Annotated in this window: 18 protein-coding genes; 10 read left to right on the top strand and 8 right to left on the bottom strand. The window is 63.4% G+C overall.

All coding sequences use genetic code 11. The annotated features are described in order from the left end of the window. The first annotated feature begins 50 nt into the window (after positions 1–50). The 3 genes from leuS to holA are packed head-to-tail and all read left to right on the top strand — an operon-like array spanning position 51 to position 4,289. Complete coding sequence (gene leuS / locus BRA471DRAFT_RS01235) at positions 51–2,675, top strand: leucine--tRNA ligase (protein WP_007604082.1); 2,625 nt, start codon at positions 51–53, stop codon at positions 2,673–2,675. Then, entirely contained in the window at positions 2,662–3,213 is a 552-nt protein-coding gene (gene lptE / locus BRA471DRAFT_RS01230; RefSeq protein ID WP_007604081.1) for an LPS assembly lipoprotein LptE, read from the top strand. The genes leuS and lptE overlap by 14 nt, the downstream gene beginning before the upstream one ends. A 47-nt stretch (positions 3,214–3,260) precedes the next feature. Then, the gene (gene holA / locus BRA471DRAFT_RS01225; protein ID WP_007604080.1) at positions 3,261–4,289 is read left to right on the top strand and encodes a DNA polymerase III subunit delta; all 1,029 of its coding nucleotides are present in this window, start codon (positions 3,261–3,263) and stop codon (positions 4,287–4,289) included. 150 nt (positions 4,290–4,439) lie between these two features. Here the strand turns inward: holA and BRA471DRAFT_RS01220 are convergent, their stop codons facing one another. The 7 genes from BRA471DRAFT_RS01220 to hemJ form a co-directional block, all read right to left on the bottom strand. Next, entirely contained in the window at positions 4,440–5,324 is an 885-nt protein-coding gene (locus BRA471DRAFT_RS01220) for a ParB/RepB/Spo0J family partition protein (protein ID WP_007604078.1), read from the bottom strand. Between the two features lie 174 nt (positions 5,325–5,498). Further along, positions 5,499–6,353, bottom strand: a complete 855-nt coding sequence (locus BRA471DRAFT_RS01215; RefSeq protein WP_007598621.1) for a ParA family protein — start codon at positions 6,351–6,353, stop codon at positions 5,499–5,501. A 29-nt stretch (positions 6,354–6,382) separates the two neighbouring features. Continuing rightward, complete coding sequence (rsmG, locus tag BRA471DRAFT_RS01210) at positions 6,383–7,156, bottom strand: 16S rRNA (guanine(527)-N(7))-methyltransferase RsmG (protein ID WP_007604076.1); 774 nt, start codon at positions 7,154–7,156, stop codon at positions 6,383–6,385. 7 nt (positions 7,157–7,163) lie between these two features. Continuing rightward, on the bottom strand, positions 7,164–9,044 hold the full coding sequence (gene mnmG, locus BRA471DRAFT_RS01205) for a tRNA uridine-5-carboxymethylaminomethyl(34) synthesis enzyme MnmG (protein WP_007604075.1): 1,881 nt from the start codon (positions 9,042–9,044) through the stop codon (positions 7,164–7,166). A 433-nt stretch (positions 9,045–9,477) separates the two neighbouring features. After that, on the bottom strand, positions 9,478–10,836 hold the full coding sequence (gene mnmE / locus BRA471DRAFT_RS01200; RefSeq protein ID WP_007604073.1) for a tRNA uridine-5-carboxymethylaminomethyl(34) synthesis GTPase MnmE: 1,359 nt from the start codon (positions 10,834–10,836) through the stop codon (positions 9,478–9,480). A gap of 310 nt (positions 10,837–11,146) precedes the next feature. Next, positions 11,147–12,412, bottom strand: a complete 1,266-nt coding sequence (gene rho, locus BRA471DRAFT_RS01195; protein WP_007598612.1) for a transcription termination factor Rho — start codon at positions 12,410–12,412, stop codon at positions 11,147–11,149. A 247-nt stretch (positions 12,413–12,659) separates the two neighbouring features. Next, positions 12,660–13,094, bottom strand: coding sequence for a protoporphyrinogen oxidase HemJ (gene hemJ, locus BRA471DRAFT_RS01190; protein ID WP_007604072.1), 435 nt, complete (start codon positions 13,092–13,094; stop codon positions 12,660–12,662). 459 nt (positions 13,095–13,553) lie between these two features. Between hemJ and BRA471DRAFT_RS01185 the strand changes: the two genes are divergently transcribed. Genes BRA471DRAFT_RS01185 through dnaQ form a run of 4 tightly spaced genes read left to right on the top strand, consistent with a single transcriptional unit; the run spans position 13,554 to position 16,377 of the window. Next, on the top strand, positions 13,554–14,393 hold the full coding sequence (locus tag BRA471DRAFT_RS01185; protein WP_007604071.1) for a pyruvate, water dikinase regulatory protein: 840 nt from the start codon (positions 13,554–13,556) through the stop codon (positions 14,391–14,393). 7 nt (positions 14,394–14,400) lie between these two features. Further along, positions 14,401–15,009, top strand: coding sequence for a nucleoside triphosphate pyrophosphatase (locus tag BRA471DRAFT_RS01180; protein WP_007604070.1), 609 nt, complete (start codon positions 14,401–14,403; stop codon positions 15,007–15,009). Positions 15,010–15,032: 23 nt separating this feature from the next. Next, entirely contained in the window at positions 15,033–15,632 is a 600-nt protein-coding gene (gene coaE / locus BRA471DRAFT_RS01175) for a dephospho-CoA kinase (RefSeq protein ID WP_007604069.1), read from the top strand. 28 nt (positions 15,633–15,660) lie between these two features. Next, on the top strand, positions 15,661–16,377 hold the full coding sequence (dnaQ, locus tag BRA471DRAFT_RS01170; RefSeq protein ID WP_007604068.1) for a DNA polymerase III subunit epsilon: 717 nt from the start codon (positions 15,661–15,663) through the stop codon (positions 16,375–16,377). Here dnaQ and secB read toward each other — a convergent pair. Then, positions 16,374–16,856, bottom strand: a complete 483-nt coding sequence (gene secB, locus BRA471DRAFT_RS01165) for a protein-export chaperone SecB (protein ID WP_007598595.1) — start codon at positions 16,854–16,856, stop codon at positions 16,374–16,376. The genes dnaQ and secB overlap by 4 nt on opposite strands. Before the next feature lie 416 nt (positions 16,857–17,272). On the opposite strand from secB, the gene BRA471DRAFT_RS01160 reads away from it, so the two are divergent. Genes BRA471DRAFT_RS01160 through BRA471DRAFT_RS01150 form a run of 3 tightly spaced genes read left to right on the top strand, consistent with a single transcriptional unit; the run spans position 17,273 to position 20,059 of the window. Then, entirely contained in the window at positions 17,273–17,968 is a 696-nt protein-coding gene (locus BRA471DRAFT_RS01160) for a Tim44/TimA family putative adaptor protein (RefSeq protein ID WP_007604067.1), read from the top strand. Continuing rightward, positions 17,946–19,472 carry a murein transglycosylase A gene (locus BRA471DRAFT_RS01155; protein WP_007604066.1) on the top strand — a complete coding sequence of 509 codons (1,527 nt, stop codon included), beginning with the start codon at positions 17,946–17,948 and terminating at the stop codon, positions 19,470–19,472. The genes BRA471DRAFT_RS01160 and BRA471DRAFT_RS01155 overlap by 23 nt, the downstream gene beginning before the upstream one ends. Then, positions 19,469–20,059, top strand: a complete 591-nt coding sequence (locus BRA471DRAFT_RS01150; RefSeq protein ID WP_007604065.1) for a Smr/MutS family protein — start codon at positions 19,469–19,471, stop codon at positions 20,057–20,059. The genes BRA471DRAFT_RS01155 and BRA471DRAFT_RS01150 overlap by 4 nt, the downstream gene beginning before the upstream one ends. Positions 20,060–20,093: the final 34 nt, after the last annotated feature.

The following is a 20,093-nucleotide window of genomic DNA, read 5'->3' as shown; positions in this document are numbered from 1 at the left end:
CTAGTCCGCCGTCTTTAGACGGCCCAGATCCACGAAAACCCAACGATTCCATGACCTCCGAACGCTATAACGCCCGCGACGCCGAACCGCGCTGGCAAGCCGCCTGGGACCAACAGGCGATCTTCGTCTCCAAGAACGACGATCCGCGGCCGAAATATTATGTGCTTGAGATGTTCCCCTACCCGTCGGGGCGCATCCATATCGGCCATGTCCGCAATTACACGCTTGGCGACGTACTGGCCCGCTTCATGCGCGCCAAGGGTTTCAACGTACTGCACCCGATGGGCTGGGACGCTTTCGGCCTGCCGGCCGAGAACGCAGCGATCGAGCGCAAGGTCGCACCGAAGGCCTGGACCTACGACAACATCGCCGCGATGAAGAAGCAGCTCCGTTCGATCGGGCTGTCGCTGGACTGGAGCCGTGAGATCGCGACCTGCGATCCGTCCTATTACAAGCACCAGCAGAAGATGTTTCTGGACTTCCTGCGCGAAGGCCTCGCCGAGCGCGAGAAGCGCAAAGTGAACTGGGACCCCGTCGACATGACCGTGCTCGCCAACGAGCAGGTGATCGACGGGAAAGGCTGGCGTTCGGGTGCCGTTGTCGAACAACGGGAAATGAACCAGTGGGTCTTCAAGATCACGAAGTACTCGCAGGAGCTGCTGTCGGCACTGGATACGCTGGATCGCTGGCCCGACAAGGTGCGGCTGATGCAGCGCAACTGGATCGGCCGGTCCGAGGGGCTGCTGATCCGCTTCGCGCTCGATACGGCGACAACACCGGCCGGTGAGAGCGAGCTGAAGATTTTCACGACGCGCCCGGACACGTTGTTCGGCGCGAAGTTCATGGCGATCTCGGCCGATCATCCGCTGGCGCAGGCCGCCGCCGCCAAAAACCCTGCGCTCGCCGAGTTCATCGGCGAGATCAAGCGGATGGGCACGGCGCAGGAGATCATCGACACCGCCGAGAAGCAGGGATTCGATACCGGCATCCGCGCGGTTCACCCGTTCGATCCGAGCTGGAAGCTGCCGGTCTATGTCGCCAATTTCGTGCTGATGGAATACGGCACCGGCGCCATTTTCGGCTGTCCCGCACACGACCAGCGCGACCTCGATTTCGTCAATAAGTACGCTCTCGGCAATACGCCGGTGGTGTGCCCTGAGGGCCAGGATCCCAAGACCTTTGTCATCACCGATACCGCCTATGACGGTGACGGCCGCATGATCAATTCGCGTTTCCTCGACGGCATGACCATCGATCAGGCCAAGGACGAGGTGGCGAAGCGTCTCGAGACCGAGCTGCGCGGCAACGCGCCGGTCGGCGAGCGCCAGGTCAATTTCCGCCTGCGCGACTGGGGTATTTCGCGCCAGCGCTATTGGGGCTGTCCGATCCCCGTCATCCATTGCCCGAAATGCGATGTCGTGCCGGTGCCTGACGCCGACCTGCCGGTGAAGCTGCCGGACGATGCGACCTTCGACAAGCCGGGCAACGCGCTCGATCATCACCCGACCTGGAAGCACGTGACCTGTCCGCAATGCGGCGGCAAGGCTCAGCGTGAAACCGACACCATGGACACCTTCGTGGATTCGTCCTGGTACTTCGCGCGTTTCACCGATCCCTGGAACGAGAACGCGCCAACGACGCCAGAGGTCGCCAACCGGATGCTGCCGGTCGATCAGTATATCGGCGGCGTCGAGCACGCGATCCTGCATCTGCTCTACAGCCGCTTCTTCACGCGCGCCATGAAGGCGACCGGGCACATCGCACTGGACGAGCCGTTCGCCGGCATGTTCACGCAGGGCATGGTGGTGCACGAGACCTACCAGAAGGCCGACGGCACCTATGTCCAGCCGGTCGAGGTGAAGGTCGAGACCGGCGCCAACGGCCGCCGCGCCACGCTGCTGACGTCAGGCGAAGACATCCAGATCGGCCCGATCGAGAAGATGTCGAAGTCGAAGAAGAACACGGTCGACCCCGACGACATCATCGAGACCTACGGCGCCGACGTCGCCCGCTGGTTCATGCTGTCGGACTCCCCGCCCGAGCGCGACGTGATCTGGAGCGATGAGCGCGTCCAGGGCGCCTCGCGCTTCGTGCAGCGGCTGTGGCGGCTGGTGAACGACTCTGTCGAAGCCGGCAAGGCCGCGCCGGCGGCCCGGCCCGCCAGCTTCGGCCCGGACGCCACCGCCTTGCGCAAGGCAGCCCATGGCGCGCTGGACAAGGTCACCACCGGGATCGAGCGGCTGCACTTCAACGTCTGCCTCGCCCATATCCGCGAATTCACCAATGCGTTTGCGGAGATCTTGCAGCGTGCCGGCCAGCCGGCTCCAGATTTGGCCTGGGCGATCCGGGAGGCCAGTCAGATCCTGGTCCAGCTGTTCTCCCCGATGATGCCGCATTTGGCCGAGGAGTGTTGGCAGGTTCTGGGCCAGAGCGGGCTGGTTTCCGAGGCCAATTGGCCCCAAATCGAACGCGATTTGCTGGTTGAAGACAGTGTGACCCTGGTGGTCCAGGTCAACGGCAAGAAGCGGGGCGAGGTCACAGTTGCAACAGCGGCCGAGAATCCGGAAATCGAGGCTGCCGTTTTGGCCCTCGATGCGGTAAAACTGGCCCTGGACGGCAAGCCCGTCCGCAAGGTGATTATCGTTCCCAAGAGGATCGTGAATGTTGTCGGCTAGGATCCGCATCGCAGCCCGCTTGCTGGCGGTCGCCGCACTGGCGGCCATGACGGCCGGCTGCTTCCATCCGATGTATGCCGAGCACACCGACGGCACCCCCGGCCTGCGCGAGAAGCTGATGGGGGTCGATCTGCCCCCGATCGCCAAGGCCAATGCCTCGCGCGAGGCCCGCGTCGGCGTCGAGGTCCGCAACGCGCTGGCGTTCAAGCTCTATGGCACCGCCACCGGCATGCCGCCGACGCACCGCCTGGAGATCCGCTTCTCAAGCAGCAAGACGTCGCTGATCGTCGATCCCAACACCGGCCTGCCGAGCAGCGAAAACTACGGTCTCGACGCCCAGTACAATCTGATCGAGGTCGTCAGCGGCAAGTCGGTGATGACCGGCACCACGTTCTCCCGCGTGTCCTACGACATGCCCGGCTCCTATCAACGTTTCAGCCGCAACCGCGCGATACGTGATGCCGAGGATCGTGCCGCCAACGAGATCGCCGAGAACATCACGACTCGCCTCGCCTCGTTCTTCACCGCGGGCACTTAATTCGTCCCGTCACCCCGGTTCGCCCGGACTGACGAATCCCAGGCACCATGGTCGCGCTGCGCGGAAAAGAGATCGACGCCTTTCTCGCCCGCCCCGATGCGGGCCGTCCGATCATCCTGCTCTACGGTCCCGACGCCGGCCTAGTCCGCGAACGCGCGGATGCGCTGATCGCCTCCGGCGTCGACGATCCCAACGATCCCTTCTCGCTGGTCAAGGTCGACGGCGACGAGCTCTCCGCCGAGCCGTCGCGCCTCGTCGACGAGGCCATGACGGTGCCGCTGTTCGGTGGCCGCCGCGCCATCCGCGTGCGCGCCGGCTCGCGCAGCTTTGCCAGCGCTATCGACACGCTGGCGGAGATGGGCGTGAAGGATTGCCGCATCGTGATCGAGGCCGGCGAGCTGCGCCCGGAATCGCCACTGCGCAAGGCCTGCGAACGCGCCAAGACGGCCGTCGCGATCGCTTGCTATCCCGATACCGAGCGCGACCTCGCCAAGCTGATGGAAGACGAGCTCCGCATCGCCAATTTGCGCATCGCGCAGGATGCCCGCGCCGCGCTGATGTCGTTCCTCGGCGGGGACCGGCAGGCGTCCCGCAACGAGCTGCGCAAGCTCACGCTCTATGCCCATGGCAAGGGCGAGATCACGCTGGATGACGTGATGGCTGTCGTCGCCGATGCCTCGGAGCTGAAACTCGATCCGATCGTCGATGGCGCCTTCGCCGGCCGGCCCGAGATCGTCGAAAACGAGTTTGCCAAAGCCATGATCGCCGGCACCTACCCCGGCGTGATCATCTCTGCGGCGCAGCGTCAGGCGGCGTGGCTGCACAAATCGGCGCTCGCAATCGCCGACGGCACGCCCGCTTCCGCCGTGCTCGACAGCGGCTATCCGCGCCTGCATTTTTCGCGGAAGCCCGCTGTCGAAACCGCACTGCGCAATTTCAGCGTGGCGCGGCTCGCCGCCATCATCGAGCAGCTCGCGACCGCCGCGCTCGACACCCGCAAGCAATCCACCCTCGCCGCGGCTATCGCCCAGCGCACACTGATGGCGATCGCCGCGAACGCGAAGCGGCGGAGCTGAGTCTCCCAATGTCGTCCTGGCGAAAGCCAGGACCCATTACCCCAAGGAGAGGTTTGGGGAAGATTCGTAGTCCGGTATTGCGACCAGCTCCAATCGAGACATCACGCGGTATGGGTCCTGGCCTTCGCCAGGACGACATCGAGGGTGCGTCTAGATCGCGCCCTTCGCCAGCCGCCGCATCACCTCGTCGAGCTGATCGAGGTTGCGGTAGTTGATCTGGACCGAGCCGCCGGGATCGCGGTGGCTCACCGTGACCTTGAGCCCGAGCGCGTCGCTAACGCGCTTCTCCAGGTCGACCGTGTCAGGGTCCTTTTCCTTCGCCCCCGTGCGCGCCTTCTGCGGCTTGCGCTCCGGCACGCCCTCTTCATGCGCCAGCGCCTCGGTCTGGCGGACGTTGAGGCCTTCTTCGACGATGCGCTTGGCAGCCGCGATCGGATCAGGCACGCCGATCAGCGCGCGGGCGTGACCGGCGGTCAGCTCGCCGCTCGTGATCAAGGCTTGCACCTCAGAGGGAAGCTTCGTCAGCCGCATCATATTGGCGATGTGGCTGCGGCTCTTGCCGACGACTTTGGCGATGTCGTCCTGGCTGCGTTTGAACTCGTTGGCGAGCGCGTGATAGCCGAGCGCCTCTTCCATGGGGTTGAGGTCTTCGCGCTGCACGTTCTCGACGATCGCGAACTCCAGCGCATCGCTGTCGCTGATGTCGACGGGGACGATCGGCACTTCGTGCAGGCCGGCCATTTGCGACGCGCGCCAGCGCCGCTCGCCGGCGATGATCTCGAAGCGGTCTTGCGCGCCCTTCACCGGTCGCACCACGATCGGCTGGATCACGCCGTGCTGCCTGATGGAATCGCTGAGCTCCCTGAGCTCGCTTTCCGAAAAGGTCCGGCGCGGGTTGCGCGGATTGGGCTTGATGAACTCGATCGGCACCTTGCGTTGCGCGCGCGGACGATCGACATGCTGAGCCTCGCCGCCGACGTCACCGATCAGACTCGCAAGACCCCGGCCCAATCGCGAACGCGCTTCGTCGGCCATCGCCAGCTCCCTTGGATTCAACGTGCAGCACTCCAAACCTGAATTTCGAATCGTAGGGTGGGTTAGCCCTGCAGATGTGCGAAGCGTATCTGCTCGGCGTAACCCACCTCTTCTGTTTCCGCGAAGATCGACCGTGGTGGGTTACGCCTTCGGCTAACCCACCCTACGGCAACTTCAATGCGTCGTCCGCAGCTCGCGTTCGCGCTGGATCACTTCGGTGGCGAGCCGCAGATAAGCTTCGCTGCCGACGCATTTGAGATCGTAGACCAGCACCGGCTTGCCGTAGGACGGCGCCTCCGAGATGCGCACGTTGCGCGGGATCATGGTCTTGTAGACCTTCTCGCCCATGAACTGCCGAACGTCGGCAACGACCTGGTTCGAGAGATTGTTGCGCGAGTCGAACATGGTCAGCACGATGCCGTGGATCGACAGGTTCGGATTGAGCGTCGAGCGCACCTGCTCCACCGTTTGCAGCAATTGCGACAGACCTTCGAGCGCGAAGAACTCGCACTGCAGCGGCACCAGGATCGCGTCGGAAGCCGCCATCGCGTTCACGGTGATCAGATTGAGCGAGGGCGGACAGTCGATCAGCACGTAAGTGTAATCGGCGTCGGGCGAGACGTTGTTGTTGAGCGCGCTGATCGCGTCACGCAACTTGTACGCACGACCGGGCGTGGTGCCGAGTTCGAGTTCGAGGCCGGAGAGATCCATGGTCGAGGGCGCGATATGCAGTCGCGGCACCGCCGTCGACACCACCGCTTCCCGCAGGCTCGCCTCGCCCACCAGAACGTCATAGGTCGAGCAGGAGCGGTTGCGGCGATCGATGCCGAGTCCGGTCGAGGCGTTGCCCTGCGGATCGAGATCGACGATCAGGACGCGTTCGCCGATCGCAGCGAGCGCCGTGCCGAGATTGATCGCCGTGGTTGTTTTTCCCACGCCGCCCTTCTGATTCGCCAGCGCCAGGATGCGCGGATGGCCCTGCGGGACGGCAGCGGTCTGTTCTTGCTGCGGTTCGTCAATCACGCTCATCGCAAATTCCCCACTTGGCCCCTGACGCCTCACCCGCGCCGCTCGACGGAAGCCAGCTCAACGATCCAACCGTCGCCTGTCCGGCTTTGGTGGAGCTGCGGCTGAATATTCCAATATTTAGTAGCTTCGGTCAATTCAGACTCTACATCTTGACCCTTGAGAAATAACGCCTTTGCGCCTTGGCGCATCAGCGGCTCCGCAAAGCCGATGAGTTGATGTAGCGGAGCCAGCGCACGCGCGGTGACGCAATCGACCGGGCCGGTGATTCTATCCACATTATCCCCGATCTCAGCGAGATGTACGACTCCCGGGGATGTAGTTATGCGGATGGCTTCGCGCAGGAAGGCCGCTTTCTTGGCGATTCGCTCGACCAGGTGGACGCTGGCCCCGGCCGTCCCCGCCATAGCGCAAGCCAGCACTACGCCGGGGAAGCCGCCGCCGCTGCCGAGATCAGCCCAGCGTTTGGCCGACGGGGCGAGAGCGACGAGCTGAAGCGAATCGGCGATGTGCCGGGTCCAGAGATGCGGCAATGTCGAGGGCGCGACGAGATTGGTCTTGGCCTGCCACTCCCGCAGCAGTGCGATGTAGCGATCGAGCCGGGCTTCGGTTTCACATGAAACGGGTGCGAGCTTGAGCGCCGCAACCTTGTCGGCTGCAATGATGGCGTCCAAAGATCGATCGTTGGCACTGGCCTTGTCGATCTTCGGCTTGGTCGGCGCCGGTTCGGAGCGAACACCGGCACCCTCCCCCGCCGAAGGTTTTGCTGATGACGGTCTGCCGCCGGCCGGCCCGCGCTGTTTCACGTGAAACCTATGCGATCGCTTTGGAAGTCTTCCGCGCTTCGCGGCGGAGATAGGCCGCAAGGATACCCAGCGCGGCCGGCGTCATGCCGTCGATTCGACCGGCCTGGCCAACGGTGAACGGCCGCGCCTTCTCCAACTTGGCTCTCACCTCATTGGAGAGACCGGGGACCTGCTGGTAATCGACGTCCGACAACACCATCCCCTCGTCTCGCCTGAAGGCTTCGACATCGGCGCTCTGGCGCTCCAGATAGACATCGTACTTCGCGTCGATCTCGAGATGGGTGGCAATGACGGGATCAATGGCCGAGAGCTCCGGCCAGATCGCGCGGACCTGGCTCCAGCCGATGTCGGGATAGGCCATCAGCTCGAAGGCCGACCGCCGCTGGCCGTCCCGGTTCAGGGTGAGACCCTGCTTGATGGCCTCGTTCGGGGTGATCGTGAGCGACTTCGACAGCGATCGAGCCGCATTCAGGGCGACCATCTTGGCGCGATGATGCTGGGTGCGGGCGCTGCCAACGCATCCCAGGGCGATGCCCTTCTCGGTCAAACGCTGATCGGCATTGTCTGCCCGCAATGTCAGCCGGTACTCGGCCCTGGAGGTGAACATCCGATAGGGCTCGCTGATGCCTCGGGTGACGAGGTCGTCGATCATCACGCCGAGATAGCCATCCGCCCGGTCGAACACCGTCAGTGCGGCACCGCTCGCAGCCAATGCCGCGTTCAGCCCTGCCACGATGCCCTGGCCGGCAGCTTCCTCGTATCCGGTCGTGCCGTTGATCTGGCCAGCCAGGAACAGGCCGCGCAAACGCTTGGTCTGGAGGGTCGGATCGAGCTCACGGGGATCGACGTGGTCGTATTCGATGGCATAGCCCGGCCGGACCATCTTCACTCGCTCCAGGCCGGGAATGGTTGCGAGGATGGCGAGCTGAACGTCCTCCGGCAGCGAGGTCGAGATGCCGTTGGGATAGACAGTGCTGTCGTCGAGCCCTTCCGGCTCCAGAAAGATCTGGTGACCGTCGCGATCGCCGAAGCGAACGATCTTGTCCTCGATGGAGGGGCAATAGCGCGGTCCGGAGCTCTTGATCTGGCCGGAGTACATCGGAGAGCGATGGACATTGGCCCTGATCACGTCGTGGGTCGCAGGCGTGGTCCGGGTGATCCCGCACTGGATCTGCGGCGTCGTGATCCGCTCGGTCATCACCGAAAACGGCTCCGGAGGCTCGTCCCCCGGCTGCATTTCGACCGCCGACCAGTCGATCGTCGTGCCGTCCAGACGCGGCGGAGTCCCTGTCTTGAGCCGTCCAAGAGTGAAGCCGGCACGCTCGAAAGAGGTCGAAAGGCCTATTGCCGGCGCCTCGCCAACCCTGCCGGCCGGCCAGTTCTTCTCTCCAAGATGGATCAGGCCGCGGAGGAAGGTGCCGGTGGTGACGACGACAGCCCCTGCCCGAAGTTCGCGGCCATCTGCCAGCCGCAGGCCGATCACCCGTCCCTCGGCCACGATCAGCTCGTCGGCCTCGCCTTCGACGACGGAAAGACCGTCGGTCTCCCGGATCGCCGCCTGCATCGCGGCAGCATAGAGCTTCCGGTCGGCCTGGGCCCGCGGACCGCGCACCGCCGGGCCCTTACGACGATTGAGGACGCGGAACTGGATGCCGCCGGCGTCGCCGACCCGGCCCATCAGACCATCGAGCGCGTCAACCTCGCGAACCAGATGGCCCTTGCCGAGACCGCCAATGGCGGGATTGCAGGACATCGCGCCGACCGTGGAGAATCGGTGCGTCACCAGAGCGGTCGCTGCACCCACCCGAGCGGCCGCGGCCGCGGCCTCACAGCCGGCGTGGCCGCCGCCAATCACGATGACGTCGAAGCTCTCTCGCTCTGTTCGCATGGCGGACTTCTAACTCAGAGGCGGGGAAGCCGGAAGTGGAAACTGGAGGGGGCGGTTGTTTCACGTGAAACGGGGCAAGGCGAAGCCCAAGTATTTTCCGCGAAAACAACCCCATGCACAGTAGAATGGCCCTTGGAAAGATTACGGTTTTCAGTGAGAGAAAACGGGGCTCTCGAAGGATAAGGGCATCGACCGGAGGTCGTAATGCCCAGATACAGGCCGGTCTCCGAAGCGATGGCAGCGGCATACCCCTATCAGCGCGAGAGGATTGATCCGGATCTCTCCGCTCACCCGCTCCTTAGCTGCTACGTTTCAGGCCGGAGAAATTGGGTGATGGAGACGTTTCACGTGAAACATCTGGGAACGACCTGCCCTGTTTCACGTGAAACGGAAGAAGTGGAACAAAGGCTAGTTCTACAATGAAGAACTAGCGCTACTTTCCAACACAGAATTTCTGGAAAATGGCCCCTAGGACGTCCTCGACATCCACCCGACCCAGCAGACGGCCCAAGGCATAGGCGGCAGCCCGCAGCTCCTCGGCGGCAAGCTCCTCGCCGTGTTCTACAAGCTCCAGACTCCGACGCAAGCTGTCCGATGCCCGGCGCAGCAGATCCCGCTGCCGGGCCCGGGTCACCAACGCCCCCTCGATCGTTCCGAAAAACTCGGCGGCGAATTTCACGAGCGCATCGACCAGTTCGGGAATGCCGTCGCCCCGGCTCGCTGCGATTCCGAACTCATCTCGGGGCCCCACGTCCCCGACCCCGCTGAGATCGATCTTGTTGCGCACGATCCAGACCGAGCCGCCGGAACGACTGCCTGCGTTGCCGGACTTCCCCAGCGACGGTATCGCGGCCGGATCGACAGCGCGCCCCGCCTCCACCAGCCACAACACGAGGTCGGCATCTTCGGCTCGGGCTCGCGCCCTGCGTACACCCTCCTGCTCGACCGGATCGTCGGTCTCGCGAATGCCGGCGGTGTCGATCACCGTGACGGGATAGCCGTCGAGATCGAGCTGCACCTCAATCACATCGCGTGTCGTGCCGGCATGCGGCGAGACGATTGCGACGTCGCGGCGCGCGAGCTGGTTGATCAGCGTCGATTTGCCGACATTCGGCTCGCCCGCGATCGCTACTACCAGGCCGTCGCGCAAGCGTTCAGCCTGTCCCTGTGCCGCAAGGACTTCTGCTATTTCGTCATGCAGCGCACTGATCGCCTTGACCGCAGGCGCCATCAACTCGGCGGGCACATCGCCCTCATCGGAGAAATCGATGCCGGCCTCGATCAAGGCCGAAGCCTCGATGATGCGCTCGCGCCAGTCGCGCGCGCGATCGCCGAGGAGACCCTGCAACTGCCGCAACGCCTGGCGGCGCTGGCGGTCGGTGTCGGCGTGAATGAGATCGTCGAGGCCCTCCGCCTCGGTCAGGTCGAGCTTGCCGTTCTCGAAGGCGCGCCGCGTGAATTCGCCGGGCTCGGCGGCGCGCATATTCGGAATTATGGAAATTGCGGCGAAGAGTGCGGCCAGCACCGCGCGGCCGCCATGGACATGAAATTCGGCGACGTCCTCGCCGGTCGCGCTGGCGGGCCCCGGAAACCACAGCACCACCGAATCGTCGATCGGCTGGCCCGCGCCGTCATGAAGGAGTCGGCGACTGGCCTGCCTCGGCGCCGGCAGCTTGCCTGCCAGCGTCGTCAGCACCAGGCTGGCGCCTGGCCCGGAGACGCGCACCACCGCGAGCGCGCTCGGCGGACGGCCGGACGACAGCGCAAAGATGGTCTGGTCTCGCGGATGCATGGCCTATTTGTCCGGCTGAAAGGGAAAAGGCAAACATCCGTTTCGGCTGACAAATCGCGCGATTATACTGCACCGATTCCCGCAGCAAAACCTATAGTGCGATGCAATAAACTCGCGAGCGTCTGCTGCAAAAAGCACTTCCAACGGAATGAGCGGCGTCCCTCGGCCCATATATTCATAAATAATATCAAAGGCTTATACGGCCCCTACTCCAGACGACAAACGCCGCGCCATGCTGCAGCTCCGCTGCAACAAAGCCGCACAAAGAAAAGGGCGCCCGAAGGCGCCCTTTGATCATGCTGCACTGCAATCAGGTGTTCATCGAGTCGAAGAACTCGGAATTGCTCTTGGTCGAGCGCAGTTTGTCGAGCAGGAAGTCGATTCCGTCCATCGTTCCCATCGGATTCAGGATGCGGCGGAGCACGTACATTTTCTTCAGGACTACCGGATCGGTGATCAGCTCTTCCTTGCGGGTGCCGGAGCGCGAAATGTCGATCGCCGGGAAGGTCCGCTTGTCCGAAACCTTGCGATCGAGGATCAGCTCGGAGTTACCGGTGCCCTTGAACTCTTCGAAGATCACTTCGTCCATGCGGCTGCCGGTATCGACCAGCGCGGTCGCGATGATCGTCAGCGAGCCGCCCTCTTCGATGTTGCGGGCGGCGCCGAAGAACCTCTTCGGCCGCTGCAGCGCGTTGGCATCGACACCGCCGGTCAGCACCTTGCCCGATGACGGGACCACGGTGTTGTAGGCGCGGCCGAGGCGCGTGATGGAGTCGAGCAGGATCACGACGTCGCGGCCATGCTCGACCAGACGCTTGGCCTTCTCGATCACCATCTCGGCGACCTGGACATGGCGCACCGCCGGCTCGTCGAAGGTCGAGGAGACGACCTCGCCCTTCACCGAGCGCTGCATGTCCGTGACTTCTTCCGGACGTTCGTCGATCAGGAGCACGATCAGATAGCACTCGGGATGATTATGCGCGATCGAGTGCGCGATGTTCTGCATCAGCACGGTTTTACCCGTGCGCGGCGGCGCGACGATCAGAGCGCGCTGGCCCTTGCCGATAGGCGCGACGATGTCGATCACCCTTGCAGACAGGTCTTTCCGCGTCGGATCGTCGATTTCCATGCGGAAGCGCTGATTCGGAAACAGCGGCGTGAGGTTGTCGAAATTGACCTTGTGCTTGGCCTTTTCTGGGTCCTCGAAATTGAGCGTGTTGACCTTCAGCAGTGCGAAATAGCGCTCGCCCTCCTTCGGGCTGCGGATGTGGCCTTCGATGGTGTCGCCGGTGCGCAGGCCAAAACGGCGGATCTGCGAGGGCGAAACGTAGATATCGTCCGGGCCCGGCAGATAATTCGCATCGGGCGAGCGGAGGAAGCCGAAGCCGTCGGAGAGAACCTCGACGACGCCTTCGCCGACGATGTCGGTTTCGGCGAGCGCAAGCTGCTTGAGGATGGCGAACAGCAGCTCCTGCTTGCGCATGGTGCTGGCATTCTCGACCCCGTTCTCTTCCGCGAACGAGACGAGCTCGGCCGGCGTCTTCGACTTGAGGTCCTGAAGTTTGATTTCCCGCATTGGGGTGGTCCTGTGGGGTAACCTGGGAGGGGGGTGCGAGGAGGCTCTGAAATGCGGACGCGAAAAGGTAAGGTCCGCAGGTCTGGCAAGGAGAGCGCCGGTGAGGCTTCAAACCTGATGGGGTGTCCGGCCTCTGGAAAGCTCAGACACGACCACATCCGCCTGCGTTGGGTGGGATATTGCTAATATAGAAAATCGCCTCTCACTCCGCAAGCAGAAGCACTGAGCGATTGTTCGCGACCCCTGCCTAGAACGGCTTCACGATCACCATGATGACGATCAGAATCATCAAGGCAGTAGGTACCTCATTGATAATCCGATAGAATTTCTGGCTCCGGGGGCGCCGGTCCGCCGCGAAATCCTTCAACCAGCGCGAAAAAAAGCCGTGGACCGCCGACATCGCCAGGACCAGTGCCAGTTTTACGTGCAGCCAGCCGAAAGTGAACCAGTGTCCAGCCCAAGCGAGATAGAGCCCAGCGAGCCAGGTCACGATCATGGCGGGGTTGATGATCGCCTTGAACAGCCGCCGTTCCATGATCTTGAACGTTTCCGACTGCTTCGAGCCGATTTCGGCCTCGCAATGATAAACGAACAGTCGGGGCAAATAGAGCATGCCCGCCATCCAGGAGATGACGGCGATTACATGCAACGCCTTGATCCAGAGATAGACGTCTTCAAACATGTCTGGGGTCCGGATTGCCGCCCAGCCGAAGGGAACGCTGGGGATAGTAAGAACTCGTTAAGGTCTTACCTGCACACATATCCGTCCGTAGCGCCCTTCTCCAATAAGAATCTTAGATTCTTAAGGTTTGAGTCTATGTGACGGTGAATTGGACTCACACATTTCCGTCCGCCCGTTCACACGCGCTTGTTCACATCCATCAACATATCCTCTGATAGCTCTGGCCGCTTTCGATAAGCCGGTCAGCTTCAAAGGCTTGCGCGTTTCTGTCGGCAGCTTATCAAGAGGGTTATCGGCACAATCCCGTTTCCCTTTCGGCAGGCCGCCGAACTTGTTCTCAAGGGCAGTGGTGTGAAGAAAATTGGCACTTGTCCCGCCCCCGGTGTCGCACATCCCTTTCCGAGCGGTTAAGGTCCACAGAAATCCACAAACCAAACCGGTTTCATACAAAGGGCTTTTGTGCCGACCTCGAGCAATTATTTCCATCTGCACCTCGTGTCCGACTCCACCGGTGAGACGCTGATCACGGTCGCCCGCGCCGTTGCCGCCCAGTACGCCAACGTGACACCGGTCGAGCACGTCTATCCGCTGGTGCGCAGCCAGAAACAGCTCGATCGCGTGCTCGACGAGATCGAGGAAGCACCGGGAATCGTGCTGTTCACGCTGCTCGAGAAGGATCTGGTTTCCAGGCTCGAGGACAAGTGCAAGGGGATCAATGTTCCGAGCCTGTCGATCATTGGGCCGGTGATGCAGTTGTTCGAGGCGTATCTCGGAGCCGCCACGACCGGCCGGGTCGGTGCCCAGCACGTGCTCAATGCCGAATACTTCAAGCGCATCGACGCGTTGAACTACACGATGATCCATGATGACGGCCAGCATGTCGAAGGGCTGGACGATGCGGATGTGGTGCTCGTCGGTGTCTCCCGCACCTCCAAGACCCCGACGTCGATCTACCTTGCCAACCGGGGCATCCGCACCGCCAACGTGCCGCTGGTTCCCGGCATTCCGGTGCCGTCGCAACTGGAAACGTTGACGCGACCGCTGGTGGTGAGCTTGCATGCGACGCCGGAACGCTTGATCCAGGTGCGCACGAACCGCCTGCTCTCCATGGGCGCCGATTCCAGCAGCGACACCTATACCGACAAGCAGTCGGTTGCCGAGGAGGTCGCATTTGCCCGCAAGCTGAGCGCCAAGCACGATTGGCCACTGCTCGACGTCACGCGGCGCTCGATCGAGGAAACCGCCGCGGCGATCATGAAACTCTACAGCGATCGCCAGCGTAACCGGCCTTCTGAATAGTTTCGCGATGGGTCTCTGGCTCGGCAAATCTTCGTTGATCCTGGCCTCGCAGAGCAACGCGCGAAAGATGCTGCTGGCCAATGCCGGGCTCGAGTTCAAGGCGATCACGGCTGATATCGACGAGCGCGGTATCCAGGCCGCCTCCGGACTTTCGAACCCGCGCGAGATAGCCCTGCTGCTGGCGCGCGAAAAGGCCAAGGCAGTCTCGGCCCATCACGCCGGAAGCACCGTCATCGGTGCGGATCAAACGCTGGCGCTTGGCGATCGCCTCTTCAACAAGCCCGCGGGCCGCGCCGAGGCGCTGGCGCAACTGCGCGATCTCTCCGGACATAGCCATGAGCTGAATTCCGCCGTGGCGATAGCACGCGACGGTGAGATCATCTTCGAGGACGTCTCCGTCGCCCGCCTCACCATGCGGCAGATGACCGACGCCGAGCTTTCGGCCTATCTCGACACCGCCGGCGATGCCGTCACTACCAGCGTCGGCGGTTATCAGCTCGAAAGTCTGGGTATCCATTTGTTCGAGCGTATCGAGGGTGACCACTTCACCATCCTCGGCTTGCCGTTGCTGCCGCTGCTTGCATTCCTGCGGCGCGAGCGGCTAGTTGCGGTGTGAATGGCAGAGATGGCTGGGCGTTGATGCGGATCCTGGGACTGACCGGCTCGATCGGGATGGGCAAATCCACCACTGCGAAACTATTCGCGGAGGCCGGCGTCCCTGTCTACGATGCCGATGCCGCCGTCCATCAGCTCTATGAGGGCGAGGCTGCACCCGCGATCGAGGCCGCCTTCCCCGGCACCACTGCCAACGGCAAGGTCGATCGGCCAAAACTGTCGGCGCGTGTGGTGCACGATGCTGCCGCCATCAAGCAGCTCGAGCAGATCGTCCATCCGATGCTCGGTGCTTCCCGGAAAAAATTCTTCGCCGACGCAGAAGCCGCCAACACGCCGGTCGTGGTGCTGGACATTCCGCTGCTGTTCGAGACGGGCGGCCAGACGCGGGTCGATGCCGTGGTCGTCGTGACGACGTCTCCGGAACTGCAGCGCGAGCGGGTGCTGGCGCGCGGCACGATGGACGAGGCCAAGCTCGACGCCATCATCGCCAAGCAGACCCCCGACGCGGAAAAGCGCAAGCGTGCTGATTTCGTGGTGGATACGTCGCATGGACTCGAGCCGGTGCGCGCCCAAATCGCGCACATCCTGGCCGAGGTCGTTAAGATGCCGCAGCGGCGCGCCTGATTCGCCGCCTGACACGGCTTCTTGGATCATGCGCGAAATCGTTCTCGACACCGAAACCACCGGCCTCGATCCGCTGCGGGGAGACCGCCTGGTCGAAATCGGCTGCGTCGAGATGCTCAATCGCATGCCGACGGGACAGAGTTTCCACGTCTACATCAATCCCGAAAGGGACATGCCGGCGGAAGCCTTTGCGGTGCACGGGCTGTCGGCCGAGTTTCTGGCGACGAAGCAGCTGTTTCACGAGGTCGTCGACGATTTTCTGGAGTTCATCGGCGACGCGCCGCTGGTGATCCACAATGCCTCGTTCGACATCAGCTTCATCAATGCCGAGCTCGACCGGATCAAGCGCCCGGGAATCCCGCGTGAGCGGCTGGTCGATACGCTGCTGCTGGCACGGCGCAAGCATCCCGGCGTGTCGAACCGGCTCGACGATCTCTGCTCGCGCTATGCGATCGACAATTCACGCCGCACCAAACACGGCGCATTGCTCGACGCCGAGTTGCTTGCGGAAGTCTATGTGGATCTGGTCGGGGCGCGGCAATCGCAGCTGCTGCTGGCTTCAGAATCCGAGGAAACTCGTGCCAATGGAGCTGCCGATGCGCCGCGGCGGCAGCGGCCGGCGCCGCTCACGCCGCGGATTTCAGACGCCGAGCGCGAGGCCCACCGGGCCTTCATCGCAACGCTCGGCGACAAGGCGATCTGGAACGAGTTCTTGCCCGCTCCAGCCGCCCCTTCGGCTGGTTAAGCCTGGCCGCTCGGCTGAGCGGCCATTTGCCGCTCCATGTTCTGACGATAGAGCCCGACGAAGTCGACCGGGTCGAGCATCAAAGGCGGGAACCCGCCGTCGCGCACGGCAGTGGCGATGATCTCACGGGCGAACGGGAACAGCAGGCGCGGGCATTCGATCATGACCAGCGGATGCAAATTGTCCTTCGGCACGTTGGAGATGCGGAACACGCCGGCATAAGCGAGCTCGAACGAGAACATGATCTTGCCGGCGGTCTCGGCTTTGCCCTCGACCGACAGCGTTACCTCGAACTCCTGTTCGCTGAGGTTGTTGGCGCTGACATTGATCTGGATGTTGATCTGGGGCGGCTGGCTCTGCTGCTGGAGCGAGCTGGGCGCGTTCGGATTTTCGAACGAGAGGTCCTTGGTATATTGCGCCAGGACGTTGAGCTGGGGAGCCTGGGCCGCCTCGGGAGGGGTGCCGTTACCGTTGGTCATAAGAGTGTCTCCTTACCCGATTGGGGCTGAATTTCGCGGCGGTTGGCTAACATAGGGCTACCTCGTTCCACAAGGACGAACGGTCCCGGATGGAGAATTCCGGCCACGACCACAACTGTGGCGTTCACCCCGCCGATCCAGCGCAACGGCACCTTAAACGATTGAAGATGCGCGATTTCCGGCCAGGATCGGGTTTCCCCTTAAGCATAAAACGCGCTACACTCGGTGCTGTGCCAAAAGGCGCCATTGGCCGGGCAAGATTTCGTGCCTACATCCCACGGACCTGACGCGCGGACCCCAAATGGTGATGTAGACTTGCCGTTCCGGTATGGAACGGTCTACTGGCCGGATCGATTTTCCCGGCACGACCCCTTCGAGACGGCCCCTTCTACAGACGACCAGAAAGCGAATACGACGTGGACATCTACACCATCATCTTCCTGGCGCTGGCGGTCTTCATCTTTTTGAGGCTGCGCAGCGTGCTGGGGCAGCGCACCGGCAACGAGCGGCCGCCGTTCGACCGCAACGCGCTCCAGGGTGCCCAGGACAAGAACGTCGTCACCATGCCGGGCAAGGTCATCGACCAGGCCCCCTTGGCGCCGACGGCCGAGCCGACCCCGCCCTCCGACCGCTGGAAGGGCCTGACCGAGCCGGGCACCGTGCTCGCCCAGGGTCTCGACGCCATCGTCGAAAAGGATTCCACCTTCGATCCGCGCCATTTCATCTCCGGCGCCCGCGGCGCCTATGAGATGATCGTATTGGCCTTCGCCAATGGCGATCGCCGCGCGCTGCGCGACCTGCTGTCGTCGGAGGTCTATGAAAGCTTCGATGCCGCGATCAAGGAACGCGAGAAGAACGAGCAGAAGACCGAGACGCGCTTTGTCTCGATCGACAAGGCCGAGCTCGTCGGCGCCGAACTGCGCGACCGCACCGCCCAGCTCACGATCCGCTTCGTCTCGCAGATGATCTCGGCCACGCGAGACAAGGCCGGCAACATCGTCGACGGCAGCGCCGACACGGTCGCCGACATCACCGACATCTGGACTTTCGCCCGCGACATCACCTCTCGCGATCCGAACTGGAAGCTGGTTGGCACCGGAAGCGCGAATTAAGGCTTTCCTGAAGACCAGCGCGACGGCGCTTTGCGCAGGTGCCGTCGCGCTGTCGTCGTTTTCACTCGGGGCCGAGGCGGCGCGGCGCCACTATCGCAGCCATCACCATCATCTCCCGGAATTGCCTGCCGCGCCGTCGCGCGCCTTGCCATATCCGCAGCTTCCTCTGCCGTTTGAGATTCCCGGCGCGCAATATCTGCCGCTGGCCTGGGCCGATGTGAAGGGCTGGGGCGACGACAATCATCTCGCGGCCTACAAGACCTTTCGCGCAAGCTGCCGTCCGATCAGCGCGCAGACCGGCGCTCCTGAACCCAAGGCTTTAGGCGCCTCGCTGGGCGAACCCTGCCGGGTCGCCAAGTCGCTCGAGCTTACCGACGACGCCAGGGCCAAAACTTTCTTCGAGGAAAATTTTGCGCCGCTGCGGATCTCTCGCCTCGGCGAGCCCGACGGTTTCGTGACCGGCTATTACGAGCCGGTGCTGGAGGGATCGCGCACGCAGAGCGAGGTCTACAACGTCCCGGTCTACCGCCGCCCCTCCAACCTGTTCGTGCGCGGCTACAAGCAGGATTCAATCAGCCTGCCCAACAAGGGCCCGGTCTATCGCAAGATCGGCCGCCGCAAGCTCGTGCCCTATTACGACCGCGCCGAGATCGAGGACGGCAAGATCGCCGGCCGCGGGCTCGAGATTGCATGGCTGAAGGACCCGACCGATCTGCTGTTCGCCCAGATCCAGGGTTCTGCGCGGATCAAGTTCGACGATGGCGGCTCGGTCCGGCTCAACTACGACGCCTATAACGGTTATCCCTATACGGCGGTCGGTCGCATCCTGATCGAGCGCGGCATCATTCCGAAGGAAGAGATGTCGATGCAGAAGATCAGGGAGTGGATGGCGCAGACCCCGGACGGCGCCAAGGAGCTGCGGCGCCAGAACCGCTCCTACATCTTCTTCCGCGAGGTCAATCTGTCCGACAAGGAGGAGGCGGTCGGTGCGCAGGGCATTCCGCTGACGGCCGGGCGCTCGATCGCGGTGGACAAATCGCTTCACGTTTACGGCACGCCGTTTTTCATCGAAGGCGAGCTGCCGATCGATTCCGAACGCGCGAAGACGCCGTTCCATCGCTTGATGATCGCGCAGGATACCGGCTCGGCCATCATCGGGCCCGCGCGCGCCGATCTCTATTTCGGCGCGGGTCAGGAGGCCGGCCGCGTCTCCGGGCGGCTGCGCCATGCCATGCATTTCGTGATGTTGGTGCCGAAGGGCCTCGATCCCACGGCGCGTGCCGCGCGGCTGCCGGTGCCAGACCCGCGGCCTTCGGAGAGAATTGCAAAACTGTTTCCCCAAACCGATCCTGCGAAGGACAAGCCGGCGGCAGCCGTGGCGCAAAGCAAGAGCGAGACGGTCGCTGTCGCCAACCCGATCCCGCTGCCGGCGCCGCGACCGGTGCTAGAGCCCGTTCGCGAGCCGCGGCGGCCGGTGAAAAATCGTTCCCATCGGCAGCAATGAAGCGATCGTCCCGTCCGCCTGTGCTGGAGCCTCGTCCCTCGCCGCGCCGTCGCGCGCTGAGCGAGGAAGAGCGCGCGCTGTGGGACACGGTCGCAAAGCAGGTCAAGCCGCTGAGGAAGCATCGTGTCGCCAAGGCACAGGCCGCGCCGCGCACCGAGCCTTTTCCCGCAGCGCCCGCCACGCGGCTTGCGCCGTCGCCACGTCCGATTGCCGCTGCGCCGCCACCGCGTGCGTCGAAGCCGGCGGTGCCACCCCTGGCGCCGCTCGGCAAGCGCGAGCGCAACAAGTTGTCGCGCGGGCGCAGCGAGATCGAGGCGCGGCTCGATCTGCACGGCATGACCCAGATGCGCGCCCATCGCGCGCTGACCGGCTTCCTGCACCGAGCGCACGATGACGGCCTGACCTTCGTGCTCGTCATCACCGGCAAGGGCCGCAGCGGCGGCGAAAGCGGCGTGCTGCGTCGTCAGGTGCCGGAATGGCTGAGCCTGCCGGAATTCCGCGCCTTTGTCGTGGGGTTCGAGGAGGCCGGTATCGGCCATGGCGGCGAGGGCGCGCTTTACGTGCGGATCAGGCGGGCGAGATATTAACCGCGGGCTTGCTGCAACCTCTCCCGCAGGCGGG

The organism is Bradyrhizobium sp. WSM471 (genome assembly GCF_000244915.1).
Lineage (GTDB): Bacteria > Pseudomonadota > Alphaproteobacteria > Rhizobiales > Xanthobacteraceae > Bradyrhizobium.
The sequence above is the reverse complement of the archived record's forward strand: the minus strand, read 5'-3'. Positions and strand labels throughout refer to the sequence as shown.

Excerpts from the sequence above, each read along its gene's own strand:
- leuS (WP_007604082.1), top strand. The coding sequence starts at position 51 with ATGACCTCCGAACGCTATAACGCCCGCGACGCCGAACCGCGCTGGCAA.
- lptE (WP_007604081.1), top strand. The coding sequence starts at position 2,662 with ATGTTGTCGGCTAGGATCCGCATCGCAGCCCGCTTGCTGGCGGTCGCC.
- holA (WP_007604080.1), top strand. The coding sequence starts at position 3,261 with ATGGTCGCGCTGCGCGGAAAAGAGATCGACGCCTTTCTCGCCCGCCCC.
- BRA471DRAFT_RS01220 (WP_007604078.1), bottom strand. The coding sequence starts at position 5,324 with ATGGCCGACGAAGCGCGTTCGCGATTGGGCCGGGGTCTTGCGAGTCTG.
- BRA471DRAFT_RS01215 (WP_007598621.1), bottom strand. The coding sequence starts at position 6,353 with ATGAGCGTGATTGACGAACCGCAGCAAGAACAGACCGCTGCCGTCCCG.
- mnmG (WP_007604075.1), bottom strand. The coding sequence starts at position 9,044 with ATGCGAACAGAGCGAGAGAGCTTCGACGTCATCGTGATTGGCGGCGGC.
- mnmE (WP_007604073.1), bottom strand. The coding sequence starts at position 10,836 with ATGCATCCGCGAGACCAGACCATCTTTGCGCTGTCGTCCGGCCGTCCG.
- rho (WP_007598612.1), bottom strand. The coding sequence starts at position 12,412 with ATGCGGGAAATCAAACTTCAGGACCTCAAGTCGAAGACGCCGGCCGAG.
- hemJ (WP_007604072.1), bottom strand. The coding sequence starts at position 13,094 with ATGTTTGAAGACGTCTATCTCTGGATCAAGGCGTTGCATGTAATCGCC.
- BRA471DRAFT_RS01180 (WP_007604070.1), top strand. The coding sequence starts at position 14,401 with ATGGGTCTCTGGCTCGGCAAATCTTCGTTGATCCTGGCCTCGCAGAGC.
- coaE (WP_007604069.1), top strand. The coding sequence starts at position 15,033 with ATGCGGATCCTGGGACTGACCGGCTCGATCGGGATGGGCAAATCCACC.
- dnaQ (WP_007604068.1), top strand. The coding sequence starts at position 15,661 with ATGCGCGAAATCGTTCTCGACACCGAAACCACCGGCCTCGATCCGCTG.
- secB (WP_007598595.1), bottom strand. The coding sequence starts at position 16,856 with ATGACCAACGGTAACGGCACCCCTCCCGAGGCGGCCCAGGCTCCCCAG.
- BRA471DRAFT_RS01150 (WP_007604065.1), top strand. The coding sequence starts at position 19,469 with ATGAAGCGATCGTCCCGTCCGCCTGTGCTGGAGCCTCGTCCCTCGCCG.